10 protein-coding genes and 1 pseudogene are annotated in these 13,748 nt (G+C 44.5%); 9 read left to right on the plus strand and 2 right to left on the minus strand.

Translation table 11 applies throughout. The features are described from left to right. Positions 1-8: 8 nt before the first annotated feature. A complete protein-coding gene (locus COV43_02605) occupies positions 9-419 on the plus strand; it encodes a transcriptional regulator (protein PIR26127.1) in 411 nt (136 codons plus the stop codon). A gap of 1,623 nt (positions 420-2,042) precedes the next feature. Here the strand turns inward: COV43_02605 and COV43_02610 are convergent. Then, positions 2,043-2,192, minus strand: a pseudogene (locus tag COV43_02610) (thrombospondin). 1,047 nt (positions 2,193-3,239) lie between these two features. On the opposite strand from COV43_02610, the gene COV43_02615 reads away from it, so the two are divergent. Further along, a complete protein-coding gene (locus tag COV43_02615; GenBank protein PIR26128.1) occupies positions 3,240-3,677 on the plus strand; it encodes a tRNA (uridine(34)/cytosine(34)/5-carboxymethylaminomethyluridine(34)-2'-O)-methyltransferase TrmL in 438 nt (145 codons plus the stop codon). Between the two features lie 216 nt (positions 3,678-3,893). Then, the gene (locus COV43_02620; GenBank protein ID PIR26129.1) at positions 3,894-4,964 is read left to right on the plus strand and encodes a hypothetical protein; all 1,071 of its coding nucleotides are present in this window, start codon (positions 3,894-3,896) and stop codon (positions 4,962-4,964) included. A 136-nt stretch (positions 4,965-5,100) separates the two neighbouring features. Here the strand turns inward: COV43_02620 and COV43_02625 are convergent, their stop codons facing one another. Further along, complete coding sequence (locus COV43_02625) at positions 5,101-6,432, minus strand: amidohydrolase (GenBank protein ID PIR26130.1); 1,332 nt, start codon at positions 6,430-6,432, stop codon at positions 5,101-5,103. Between the two features lie 317 nt (positions 6,433-6,749). On the opposite strand from COV43_02625, the gene COV43_02630 reads away from it, so the two are divergent. The 6 genes from COV43_02630 to COV43_02655 all read left to right on the plus strand — a co-directional run. Beyond that, positions 6,750-7,502 (plus strand): serine/threonine protein kinase, encoded by a 753-nt coding sequence (locus COV43_02630; protein PIR26136.1) that lies wholly within the window; start codon positions 6,750-6,752, stop codon positions 7,500-7,502. After that, complete coding sequence (locus tag COV43_02635) at positions 7,502-8,170, plus strand: serine/threonine protein phosphatase (protein PIR26131.1); 669 nt, start codon at positions 7,502-7,504, stop codon at positions 8,168-8,170. The genes COV43_02630 and COV43_02635 overlap by 1 nt, the downstream gene beginning before the upstream one ends. An 85-nt stretch (positions 8,171-8,255) precedes the next feature. Further along, positions 8,256-10,958, plus strand: a complete 2,703-nt coding sequence (gene aceE, locus COV43_02640) for a pyruvate dehydrogenase (acetyl-transferring), homodimeric type (protein PIR26132.1) — start codon at positions 8,256-8,258, stop codon at positions 10,956-10,958. A gap of 7 nt (positions 10,959-10,965) precedes the next feature. After that, on the plus strand, positions 10,966-11,655 hold the full coding sequence (locus tag COV43_02645; GenBank protein PIR26133.1) for a DNA-binding response regulator: 690 nt from the start codon (positions 10,966-10,968) through the stop codon (positions 11,653-11,655). 106 nt (positions 11,656-11,761) lie between these two features. Continuing rightward, on the plus strand, positions 11,762-13,252 hold the full coding sequence (locus COV43_02650; GenBank protein ID PIR26134.1) for a hypothetical protein: 1,491 nt from the start codon (positions 11,762-11,764) through the stop codon (positions 13,250-13,252). Positions 13,253-13,364: 112 nt separating this feature from the next. Next, a partial coding sequence (locus tag COV43_02655) for a hypothetical protein (GenBank protein PIR26135.1) occupies positions 13,365-13,748 on the plus strand: 384 nt, incomplete at its 3' end.

Consider the following 13,748-nt stretch of genomic DNA (forward strand, 5'->3'; position numbering starts at 1 on the left):
GTTGATTTTTGTTGAGCCTCCGAAAAAACACACCGCTCAAGGTCCGCTATCTTGAAAAAATGGGTTTTTCAGGGGGAACTATATTAACATCGAGGAGGTTCATAAACATGAATACTAAAAAGAGCAATGCGCGCAAATTTATCGAAAAAAAGCGAAGAGTGCGATTGTCCTTTGGCGAGATGCTTACTTCACTTCGAGAGTGTGATGAAATGACACAAGTGGAAATGGCGAAAAAATTAGGAATTTCCAGAGCGCATCTTTGTGATATCGAAAAGGGACGTCGTCAAGTTACAGCCGAACGTGCGGCTGATTTTGCACAAAAGCTTGGCTATTCCGTAAATCAGTTTGTAGCTTTAGCGCTTGAAGATCATCTTCATAAACTTGGGCTGAAGCTGAAAATTGAAGTTGTGGCGGCGTAGAAAAACTGCAAGGTATCATTCAAAATGATGAAAAAAATTACTCACACAGACCAAAAAAAATGAACATCGCAATATGATCAAAAACTCGGGAGCAAGCTCCCGAGTTTAATCCAGGGAAATCTGCTAACGATTTTTCGGCCCCAAGGGGCCGAGTTTTAACTGCTGGACTCGGATAAAAAAAGAGGCTCATGCGAGCCCCTTTTTATTTTGGTATTCAATAACGAAAACTTAATCTTTCCACCAAGCGCCCATTTTTCCCCAGCTGCAGGAATGGCGGACTTTTTTATCGTGTTCATTGTGCTCATCATGGTCATTGCCTTTATAGCTTCCATGATAGTGATGTGCTTTTTTCTTGTGGTAACCAGAATGATGGCTGTGTCGTTTTGAAACATGATGACTTGAGCCGCACATGTTTTCTTCGGGAGTTGGAGAAACATGATCGTCAGCATCAACAAGTGTTTCTTGGCAACCATTGGCTGCAACTGAATCTTCTGTTGGCTCTCCCGTTAGTGTGCAAGTGGCATTGTTGCTGAAAGCATGCGTTGGATAAAGTTCATACGTTTTTGCTTCGATAGCAACGTTTCCATTTTCTGCAGCATCGCCGCGAAGTGAAAAGAGTCCGTGCACCGTCATATTGATGTCGCCGTTATGCTGAAAGACACTTGCTTGCCTTGTGTACACATCGCCATTGGTTTCGATGTTGATATTTCCTGAATTGCGAATGTCTCCGTAGAAGTTGGTGAGCTCGTCACCGCGCACTTCTACGTTTACATTATTGGCGTGATCAATTTTTGTGGCTTGTCGGAACCAGAATGAATTTGCACTGATGTTGACATCGTTAATGTTGACGAGGTCGCCGTGAAAATCGAGGAAGCAACCAGCTCCCATGTTTACGTTTTCTGCATTCTCAATTTTTGAAGCTTGGCGGAAAGTCATTTTTCCACCTGCGATTAAATTTACATCATTTACATCACGAAGATCTCCACGAAAATCTAAGAAACCTTGAGCGTTCATGTGAATATTATTTGCATTTGCAATCACAGACGCTTGGCGGAAACTAAGATCTCCAGAAGAAATAATGGAAACGCCACCAGGATTTATAAAATCACCTTTCACATCAACTGTGTGACCCGTGATTTCAACCAATCCGCTGTTGCCCGCATTGCGAGCGGCTTGGCGGACGATGACATCCGCGCCTTCGGCACAATAGAGCTGTTGATACTCAAGATCGCCGTAGTCATCAATGCGTGGAGCTTCTAAAGCAAGGCTTTGAAGCGGGCCAGTGATGCTTGAAGATTGTCTGATGATTACTTGCTCTTGTCCTCGCAACTCTACTCGACCGCTTGCTTCAATATCTGCACGCACATCCACTTTGTGAGCGGAAATGAAGAGATCGGTAAGTCCGGTGAGTTTTGCTCTTCCGGTTGCAATGAAATCGCAGTTGGTAGAAAGAGCGAGTTCTTCATTGTTGAAAGCAATGTCTTCAACCAGTTTTGCACTTGTAGTTGGATTTGCTTTCCAAGCATCAAGATCACTGCGTGTTCTCAGTGTGGTGTAGCGTTTTAGTTGCGCACAAGCTGGCGGTGAATCGGGATGAAGGTCAAACACACCATTGCCGCAGGTTTCCTCGCAGATATCACCAACACCATTTCCATCTTCGTCCGTTTGATCTGGGTTTGAAACAAGTCTGCAGCTATCGCACGCATCGCCAATGCCATCGCCGTCAGCGTCGGCCTGGTCTGGGTTTGGTACGAGTGGGCAGTTGTCATCTTGTCCCGCTAAGCCGTCTTCATCAAGGTCTGGAGGGCGTGCAGCTGTTGGTTCTGCTTTGAGACAAAGTCCAAAAAAGGAGTTTGTTCCCACGTTAGTGTTAATGGGGCCAACTTCAACTTCACCGGTTTCGATATTAAATTTGTAAAAATTTCCACTCGCGTAGTCGCCACTCCAGAAGGAAGTGCCGTTGGGGTCGAGGTTTAAAGAGAACCAGTGGTTTTCAGTGGGCACGTCGTAACTTTGAACTACTTCACCGTTTGCATCCAAACGCTTGATGTCTTTTAAGTCGGCAACAATAATTCCACCGCTGCCATCGCCCGGAGGAAGAATGCGAAAGGCTCCAAGCTCGGTGTTGCCTTCGGGTTGCAGTGAGGCAAAGTCTGCAAGTTGAGAACTTGTTTCGGTATCGTAGCGAAGCACTTTTCTTCCTTTTGAAGTATAGAAAAGAGTTTTTTGATCGAAGGCCAAGTCAATCCATTCCACACCGCGAACATCAAGTTGCATGTCGTAGGTATCTTGCAAAGTTCCATCTGGGCTGTAGCGATGAAGGTATTTATTTCCGCCAGCGTGGCCCACAAAAAAATCACCGTTGCGAGCAAAGACAATTGATTTTGTCAGCTGGCTTGGAGTTTCGGCTTCGGAAAAAATAACCTGCGAAATATCGTGAGGGTGAGGAGCTTCAAAGCTAATTATTTTTGAGAAGGTAAAATTGGTGGTATACAAAACGCCGTTGGCATCGAAATCACAACCAGTGGTAAAGCTATTTCCAAAGTTGTTGATGGTTTCTAAAAAGTCGCCATCGTTATCGTAAATGTTGTAATTTCCCGCGTTCACTCCTGCAAAAATATAACCATCCAGCCATTCATTTGCGTGTGCTTTTTTTTCGGCAGAAAAACTGATGAGCAAAAAGAGAATGGTTAAAACTTTGACAAACGCGTTCGATCTCTTCATATCCCCCCCCTAAGATTGAATGAAAAACTTGTCGAAAATTCTACGCCGCGAAAAGCGAAAAAACAAGTGACAAGAAAGTGACAGTGTGAGGGACGAATGAAAGTTGTATTATATCAACCACAAATACCATGGAACACGGGAAATATTGCACGAACTTGCGTGGCCACCAACACGCCTCTTGTTTTGGTGGAGCCGCTTGGATTTCAGGTGGATGAAAAAAGTGTGAAGCGCGCGGCGCTAGATTATTGGTATGAGCTTGAGCCAAAAATTATTTCAAGTTTAGATGAAATTGTTCGAGATGAGCGATGTTGGTTTTTCACAAAGCATGCAACGCAAAGTTACACCGACGTGAAATACAGTGCTGATGATGTGTTGGTGTTTGGTTCAGAAGTAGACGGTTTGCCAGAAGAAGTTTTGAAGCGCTATCCAGAACGCTGCGTGCAGATTCCCATGTGGGGAAAGACCCGCTGCTTGAACCTTTCAACCTCGGTGGGCATTGGACTTTACGAGGCCTACCGGCAAGTAAAAGTGTAGGGGACGGTTCTGACATTGTAATAATTTGAAATTGTTGTGAAAAATAGGGCAACTTGCGTTTTTTTGAAACTTTCTTATCACCATTTTTTTCACAATCATATCAAAGCTTTGCAAAGGCAGAACCGTCCCCGAAAGAGAATGAGTAAATGAAGCAACTTTCTTCAATTTCAGCCGATAATGCCTTTAGACAAGGAATGAAAAGGTAAGCTTATGACAATGGTACCTCCAACAAGAAGCGTTGTGGATTTAAGCACACACCAAGCTCGGCTAGCTGAGGTGTATGGCAAAGTTTTGGGCGAAGCGGGTGGGCCGGTTGATGCTGAGCATGCTGTTGGTGCTTTTGAAGCTACGCTCAATTATTCAAAGGAACCATTACCACAGCTTCCAGACGGAATAGATATCAGGTCATTGCGAGATCCTTTTGTAACAGCTGAAGTTTTGAACGGAGCCTTTTCTCGTTTTCTAGAAAAGTATGTTCGCTTTCCCTGGGCTGGAAAAATTTCATACATTTGGAAAAAAGCTGAAAATGAATATGTTCATTACATTGCGCTTATGCTGCAAATGAAAAGCGCTCTTTTTGCCCTAAGCCTTTCTTTTGAAACAGATAAAATAGAGGCGTTGAGAAGTGTGAGAGATGGCTTGGGTCTTCACCACCAGCATGCTCTTGCTCAGTATGCTCCTGGATTTTCTGATGTGCCAGCGGGGTATACTCTAGCAGAAGTAACAAGATATAATTTTGTTACGGAGATGACGAATCATTTTCCCAATAATTTTGTGGGTGGTGCACTTGGACTGCTTGAAGAAGATAAAAAGGGAAGAGTAAAGTTAGATTATCTTGAAGAGGACATCCCTATTACGCTAAGGGCAATTCAAAAACAAACAAATCCATTTCATGTGTTAGGTCATTTTTCAGACAGCCCTACGCTTACATCTAGAGTGCGGTTGCAGTCAGATGCAGAGGCTGCCACTTTAGAAATCGATTCTCACAGTCCAGCTCATTTAAATTGGTTGGCATTGAGTTTGTTGGCGGATGCAACCGTAGACGCTCCACTTCCGAGAAGTGGAGCGCCACTGCTAGAGCTTACCGCATCTTGGAATGCTTCTTCGCGCCTGTTTACGATGCAGTCGAATACTCCAGCGCTGGCAATGCGCGTAAATGCTAGTATGCCACTCGCCTACAATCCACTTGTTTCACAATTGGGCACAGGTGCAACGATGAGTGCGAGTGTGATGGGTCCAAGTTCGATGGTGAGAGTGTTCGTGCCAACGCCGGTGATCATGCTTTAGAATGGGGATGAGAATTTATTTTCTCTTCTGGAAGGGAACGTTGAAAGCCTGGATCCCCGCGTACGCGAGGATCCACAACACAAGTTCAATTCACCATTACTGGATTCCCGCCACAATCATGCGAGGAATGACAAACTTAAATCAAAATCTGTTTTCCCTTTATAAACCGCGCTACAATTTTACCCGGAAAGCTAACACCTTCAAATGGTGACCAACCCACTTTTGATTTTACCATGCTTCTCTTAAAAGGAGTTTCGCCCGCAAGATCAAGAATGGTGAAGCTTGCCTGGTAACCCACTTCAATTTTTCCAAAACCTTTTCCATATGTTTCAGGCAAAAACTGATTGATAAATGCGCCCGGAGTTTCGGCAGACATTTCTGCAATGCGTTGTGCGGAGAAACCATGTTCGTTTATCAGCCAACAGCAGACAAGAGCATAGGTGTCAAGTTGAGGCGTGCCAGAGCAAGCGTTCATGCAGCTTAGCCGTCTGCATTCTTCGAGGTTTTCTTTTTTCAACGCGAGATATTTTTCTTCACTTCCAAACTGATGAAACTTTTCATCCAAAGGATGTGGAGCATGATCGGTGGCTAAGTGTTGAATGAAGCCACTTTTCAGCGCATCGATTAGTTCTTGTCTGTCTTGTGAACTTTGCAAAGATGGATTCATTTGCACATATGGCCACAGTTCTGGTTTTGCTTTCAGCATGTCGGCGTCAAAGAAAAGATGAAGAGGAGAAACTTCAAGCTCCGTTGCAAAGCCCTTTTCGCGGTGCTTTGCGATCATCTCAAAACTTTTTCCACCGCATGACCAGTGACACAGTTTTGCCTGCAGCCCAAATTCTTCAATGAAGCGTAAAACATATTCCAAGGCTTTTTCAACACATGCAATAGGACGACGCTCTTGATGCGTGTGTTTGTCTTGGTTTGCCATCAGCACATCAAAGTCTTCCACATGAAAACTTACTTTTTGTCCGCGATAATGCTGCAAGCTTTCGCGTAAATCATTTTCACCTTTGAAAAAAAGGGGGCCAACTGATGGGCCGGTGTACACTTTGTACGGCGCTGCAACAGTGATGGGTTTTGTGTTAGGGCCGATGCCCACATAATTCACAAACGTCACCGGCAGTGCAGCATGGTGTTGCTGATGCCAGGCTAGTTGCTTTTCGCTTGTGAGTGGTGAAGGCGTGTTGGGCATGCAAGCGCAGGCTGCCACTCCACCATTGATGGCAGCATCGCTTGCAGTGGCATAAGTTTCTTTGAAGTTTTCTTTTTGCGTTTCGTCTTCTCTGGCGTGAATGTGAATATCCACCATGCCCGGAAAAATAAGCTGCTGCTCGCCGAGATAGCTATAATCAGCCTTTCCCAAGTCTTGTCCAACACCTTCAATCAATCCTGTAGCGGGGTTGTATGTGATTTGAGCACGATGGACACCACGTTTGGTGCAGACAATATTACCTTCAAGAATCATGGGCTTGGTCTATAAGAGAGACTTTGGCAGGAAGCAAGGAAGAAAGGTGCTTAAGGTTTTGTCCATCCATGAAGTGGTATTGATGTTCAGCTCTGGGAAAAAGATTCTCCCCTTTGTGAGAGCGCACTTTTGAGGCCTTCATCTCTTAGACAGCCATAAAGAAAATGATGAAGGCCGAAATGTTGGATGAAATTTCCGCGGCGCTTGAGCGGAAATTTCAGAGCGACGCAAAGGGGAGAATCTTTTTCCCCAATTCAACCTCAATTCCCGGAAATTCTCTTGCATTTGGAAGTAGAAATCTTCTAAGTCGCCAGAATATGGCGAAGCCTAAGAAGAAAAAAAGTATCCCCAGTTTTACCTCATTTGATTTCGAACCGGGAAGCGTTATCGCGAAGAAGTATCGCGTTCTAGAGCGCATTGGATCTGGCTGGGAAGGCGAAGTGTATCGCATTCGCGAGCTCAACACGCACATTGATCGTGCGGCCAAGTTTTTTTATCCCAAGCGCAACGTGGGCAATAAAGCGGTGGTGCGCTATGCGAAGAAATTGCACAAGTTGCGCGCGTGCCCCATTGTGATTCACTATTACAATCAAGAAACTATTCTTTACAAAACTCTTCCCGTTACCGTTTTGATTTCTGAATTTGTAGAAGGAGAATTGCTGAGCGAATTTTTAAAACGTCAAAAGGGAAAACGCCTCAATTCTTTTCAAGCATTACACTTATTGCACTCACTTGCAGCAGGTATGGAGCAAATTCATTCACTCAAAGAATATCATGGTGATCTTCATTCTCAAAATATCATCATCCGCCGTTTTGGTTTGGGCTTCGACTTAAAATTGCTTGATATGTATCATTGGGATTATCCAAAGCCGCAAAATATTTTGGATGATGTTTGCGATATGGTCAGAATTTTTTATGATGCATTAGGCGGAAAGCCGCAGTATGCAGGGCAGCCAGAGGCGATAAAAAATATTTGTTGTGGATTGCGTCGCTCGCTCATTCAGAAGAAATTTAAAACAGCAGGAAAGTTAAGGCGTGCGCTCGAAAACTTAGAGTGGAAAGAAAAATAATGCCATTAACAGCTTTGGGATATTCAGACAGTTTTCTTTTGCTGGAAAATGATATGCAACAAGCAGATTGCGCCCAGTTTTTATACGGGCGCGTTTCTTTTTTCTCTTCGAAATCCCCTCAAAAAGAAACTCCAAACGAAGATGCTCTTCTTGTAGTTAACTTCAACAGAACCTGCACGGTACTTGCTCTTGCCGATGGAGTGGGTGGTCACAAACGCGGTGCCGAAGCTGCTAGGATTGCACTGGCCACACTTCAAGAAGAACTTTTGCTCACCAAAGAAAAGTTGCTTCGATCTGTGATTGTTTCGGCAATCGAAAAAGCTAACGAAAATATTTTGGCACTTGGAGTTGGTGCCGCAACTACTTTGGTGATTGCTTTGTTACAGGATGGACACTTTCAAACCTTCCACGCGGGAGACTCAGCCTGTTACGTGCTTGGCGGGCGAGGGAAAATAAAATGGAAAACAACAGCACACTCCACCGTGGGGTATGCCGAAGAAGCTGGAATGCTGAGCGAACAAGAAGCTTTGGCGCATGAAGACAGAAATGTGGTGCTCAATGTTTTGGGCGATAAAGAAATGCATATTGCCGTGGGCCCGAAAAAAAGTCTTTCTCGCAAATACAGGGTGATCTTAGCAAGTGATGGTATTTTAGATAATCTCTCATAAAGTGAAATGCTCAATCGAGCATGTCTTCCAGGTTTGAAGGCCGCAGCCACAGATATCTTGGGCCTTTCCCGTCAGCGCATGGGAGATGAAAACGCCAAGCACGGTGGCCCCGATGATGCCAGTTTGCTCATTTGGGAGCAGGTGTAGTACAAATTTCCTTTTCAGTTTAATCCCAACGATTTTTCTTGAAATGCCTGAAGTGGGGTGTATAGGAAAGCCCGCATGCTGGCGCGCTGCTGTTGCCAGAAGACAGTTTGAGGTTTGTATGAAACGCGTTCATTTTCCCTTTGAAACTCCATTTATAAACACCATCCACGTTAGCCGTCAGCCGGCGTATCCTGGCGATGAAGTGATTGAAAGACGTATCAAGAGTCTTATTCGCTGGAATGCCATGGCCATGGTGGTGCGCGCCAACAAAAATGAAGATGGCATTGGTGGGCACATTTCTACCTATGCTTCGGCTGCAACGCTTTATGAAGTGGCGTTTAATCATTTTTTCAAAGGGCAGCAGCATCCAGATGGTCCGGATCATGTTTATTTTCAAGGCCACGCTTCACCTGGAATTTATGCGCGCGCTTTTTTGGAAGGCCGTTTGAGTGAAGAGCAGCTTTTCAATTTCAGACGTGAGCTTGCCTCTGGTGGTGGATTGCCTTCTTACCCGCATCCTTGGCTGATGCGCGACTTTTGGGAGTTTCCCACGGTGTCGATGGGTTTGGGGCCAATGCAGGCTATTTATCAAGCGCGCTTCAATCGCTATCTTCATAACCGCGGATTCAAAGACACCAGCAAGCAACGCGTGTGGGCATTTTTGGGCGATGGCGAGTGCGATGAGCCAGAATCTTTGGGTGCACTTACAGTGGCCTCGCGGGAAAAGCTTGATAACCTTACGTTTGTGATCAACTGCAACTTGCAACGCTTGGATGGACCAGTTCGTGGAAATGGAAAAATTATCCAAGAACTTGAATCTGCCTATCGTGGAGCAGGTTGGAATGTGATCAAGGTTATTTGGGGCCGTGATTGGGATCCGCTTTTGGCGCAGGACGATCAGGGCTTTTTGATGCAGCGTATGCATGATGTGGTAGACGGTGAATTGCAAAAATATGTGGTAGAGCCGGGCTCTTACACGCGCGAACATTTTTTTGGCAAGTGCCCTGAAACGCTCAAGATGGTGGAACACTATTCCGATGAGCGCATTCAACGCTTGGGCCGCGGTGGCCATGATGCGCAAAAAGTGCACGCAGCATTTGCCGAAGCGGTAGCCACAAAAGGCCGTCCCAGTGTGGTGCTGTGCCATACCATCAAAGGGTATGGCATGGGCGAAGCGGGCGAGGGCCGAAACGTAACGCATCAGCAAAAAAAGTTGAACGAAGAAGAAATGATGTGTTTTAGAGATCGTTTCGATATTTCTTTAAGCGATGATCAAGTAAAAGAAATGCCGTTTTTCCATCCTGGAAAAGACAGCGAAGAATGTAAGTACCTCATTGAAAAACGCGAGGCGCTCGGTGGCTTTGTTCCTTCCCGAAATCAGAAAAAAACGCAGATTCAAAGTTTCAGTTTGGACGAATATAAAGAGTTCACCGAAGGCACTGCAAAAGGCCGTGAAGTTTCAACCACAATGGCTTTTGTCAGTTTTCTTTCAAAACTGTTGAAACACGAAACGCTTGGAAGCCGCATTGTTCCTATCATTCCGGACGAAGCGAGAACGTTTGGGATGCATCCCTTGTTTAAACAGGTGGGCATTTATTCTTCGGTTGGTCAGCTTTATGAACCGGTAGATCGCAGCATGTTGCTTTACTACAAAGAGGCTACCAGCGGACAATTGTTGGAAGAAGGCATTACCGAAGCTGGAGCTATTTGCTCATTCATTTCTTCGGCCACCAGCGATTACACCAATGGTGTTCCAACCATTCCAATGTACATTTATTATTCTATGTTTGGATTCCAGCGCGTTGGAGATTTTATTTGGGCGTTGCAAGATATGTGTGGTCGCGGGTTTTTGCTAGGCGCAACTGCAGGCCGCACAACGCTTTCCGGCGAAGGGCTTCAACATCAAGATGGACACAGCCTTTTGCTTGCAAGCACTTATCCTCGCGTGCGTTCATATGAACCTGCGTTTGCCTACGAAATTTTAACTCTGGTGCAAGATGGTATGAAACGCATGTATCAAGACGGTGAAGAAGTGGTGTATTACATCACCCTTCAAAACGAAAATTACGAAATGCCAAAAATGCCCGAAGGCGTTACAGAAGGAATTACAAAAGGATTGTATAAGTACAAAGCTTCATCTTCGGGAAAAGCGCGTGTGCACTTGCTTGGAAGCGGATCAATTATTTTACATGCCCTTCGTGCTCAAGAAATACTTCAAGAAAAATTTAAGATTGAAGCCGATGTATGGAGCGCCACCAGTTACTCCGAACTTCGTCGCGAAGCACTCGATTGTGAGCGCTGGAATATGCTGCATCCACAAGAAAGCAAAAAAGTTTCATGGCTCGAAACTCAACTGGGAAATCTTCAGGCGCCAGTTGTAGCGGTAAGCGATTGGATGAAAGCCGTGCCCGATCAAATTGCGCGCTGGGTTCCAGCGTTTACTTCGCTTGGCACCGATGGCCTTGGCAGAAGTGCCTCGCGCCAAGAGCTGCGTCGTCATTTCGAAATTGATGCAGAGTGCATTGTGGTGGCAAGTTTGTGGCAGCTGTGCAAACAAGGTGATATCTCTTGCGAAGAAGTTGCTGTGGCCATAAAAGAGTTGGGCGTTGACGCTGAAAAACTAAACCCCGTTTGGACATAGGAGTTTCATGAAAAAGAAACGCATTCTGATCATTGAAGATGATCACGATATTGCGGAGTTGCTTCAACACACTTTACAGCAAGAAGGCTATGAAAGCTTTCATCTTGCAAGTGGTGCGAAGGGTATAAACGAAGCAAAAAATGCTCATCCAGATCTCATCATTTTAGATCTGATGCTCCCAGATGTAGGTGGCATCGATGTTTGCCGTGCATTGAAACTCAACAAAAAACTTTCGAATATTCCCATTCTGATGCTTACTGCAAAAGGTGAAGACCACGATCGCATTACAGGTTTTGAAGCTGGTGCAGATGATTACGTGACAAAACCTTTTAGCCCGCGCGAGTTGATGCTGAGAATTAAGGCAATTTTTCGCAGGCTTGAATCAGCTGATGCTTTAGGAAAAAAAGAATCTCTCAAGTATAAAGATTTACTGGTCATTCCAGAGAAGCACGAAGTGAAATGGAAAAATGAAGACATTCGTTTAACGACCATCGAGTTTAAACTCTTACTCTATCTTTTGGAAACAAAAGGAAGGGTGGCAACCAGAGAGTCGCTGCTAGACCGAGTTTGGGGCCTCAGCGAAGATTTGACTACCAGAACAGTAGACACCCACATCAAGCGCTTGCGAGAAAAGCTTGGCGATGCTGGAATGTTTATCGAAACGATTCGTGGTGTTGGATACAAATTTGTCGAGTAGGACGTTGTGATAATTAGCTTCTTGTCATTCTGAGCAAAGCGAAGAATCTACTGTGTTTCCGAGGAGATCCTTCCTGCTCGTCCGGCAGGCGGGCACTACGTTCAGGATGACAATTGTAAACAGACCAACAAGTTGTTTTAAATTATCAACACGCTCTATTTTTTGGAGAACAATGTTGCGAAAACAATTTCACCTTCGCCTTTTTTGGAAAGTTTGGTTTTATTTTTTTAGTTTGCTTTCGTTGTGTCTTTTCTTTCTTTATTTTTCGCTTGTTCCTTATGGAGAAAAATACCTCACTCAAAATCTGATTCAAACCCTAGATCAAGAATCCTTTTTACTTGGGCAGCAATTTGGCCAAAAGCATTTAAGCGAATGGGAACATCAACCTTTAGACAATCTTGTAAAAAGCTTGGCAAAAGGAATCAACAATCGCATCACGCTTGTTCGTGACGATGGCGTTGTGCTTTCAGATTCCCACGTTCGTTTTGAAGAACAAACTCAGATTGAAAATCATGGCAGTCGGCCGGAAGTGCTTGCTGCATCTAAGGATGGCGTTGGCTCTGCAATTCGTACATCAAGCACGCTTGGAGAAGAAATGTTGTACTTCGCCAGAAAAGTGCAGGGTGGTTTTGTCCGGCTTGCTGTTCCGTTGCAGTCTATTCACCACACCGTTTACAAATTGAAGCGCTCTCTTTTGCAGCTGGCTTTTCTTGCTTTGTTTCTCTCAAGTCTTTTGGCGTTGGTTTTTTCGCGCTCGCTGGTTTCGCCATTTCATCGCTTGATTGATGTGGCAGGCAGAATTCGAAAAGGAGATTTGTCGGCACGGCTTTCGCTTTCGCGCAGAGATGAGTTTGGCGTTTTGTCGGAAGAAATTAACACCATGGCTTCCAGTTTGGAATCTCAGTTTCATCAGCTAAAGCAATTGGAAGATATGCGTCGAGAATTTGTGGCCAACATTTCGCACGAATTCAAAACGCCGCTCACCGTTATTTTGGGATATGCAGAAACTTTAGAAAATGAAATGCATGAAGAGCATCAGCAAAAATTCCTTCGCAAAATTGAAGAGAGCGCACATCATTTAAAACAACTGGTTGATGATATCTTAAAAATTTCTGAATGTGACTCTGGTATCTTTGAGTTGCATAATGTTTCTCTTCAGCTGGAAAGTTTTTTTCATGAACTTTGGCTGCAATTTGAAAATCAAGCGAAGCTCAAAAATGTTTCCTTTCTTCTGGACATACCAAAAAAGGTAAAAGTAAGAGCGGATAAAGAAGCTCTGCGACAAATTTGTTCCAATCTTTTAAGCAATGCATTGCGCTATTCGCGAGATGGCGGCAAAATCAGTGTTTCTGCATCTCTCACAAAAACGCATTGTATTATCAACGTAAGTGATACTGGAGTAGGAATTCCCAAAAAAGATTTGCCTAGAATTTTCGAACGTTTTTATCGCGTTGATCGCGCCCGTTCGCGTGAACTGGGAGGAACAGGTTTGGGACTTTCCATTGTAAAGCATTTGGTACATTTGCACGACGGCGAAGTTTTTGTAGAAAGTGAAGTAGAAAAAGGAACAACGTTTACAGTTCTATTTCCAGCGTAGTACGCTTTCCTGAAATGCTGGTGCACTAAAAACCGAACAAATCCGAATGTTTTAGAAATAGTGCTGAAGAGCGATTGACTAAAATGGTGCTGGTGAGTAGCAAAGTGAAGTCATGCACAAAAAGAAAATCAAAACATCAAAAGGAAAGCCCCTGCTCAGTGAGCAGTCACTGACTGAGCAAATCGGCTACTTCACCGTTCTTGTTGAAGGTATGCGGGATGACATGAAAGGCTTTGGTGAGCAACTTTCAGCAACGCGAGTTGAATTTGGTGAAAAGCTCGATATGCGAACGCACGAACTCAAAGCTGAAATACAACTCACGCAGCAGGCCGTTAAGGCAAACTCCAGAGAAATTAAACACAGCCAACAAGCCTTAAAGGCAAGCCATCAAGAATTAAAAGCAGATATTCAAGCAGTTGACGAAAAACTTACAAACGAAATTCAACGAGTTGAAACGAAACTCTCAAAAGATATTCAAGCAGTTGACGAAAAACTT

The sequence above is a fragment of the Deltaproteobacteria bacterium CG11_big_fil_rev_8_21_14_0_20_42_23 genome (assembly GCA_002796345.1).
GTDB lineage: Bacteria > UBA10199 > UBA10199 > 2-02-FULL-44-16 > 2-02-FULL-44-16 > 1-14-0-20-42-23.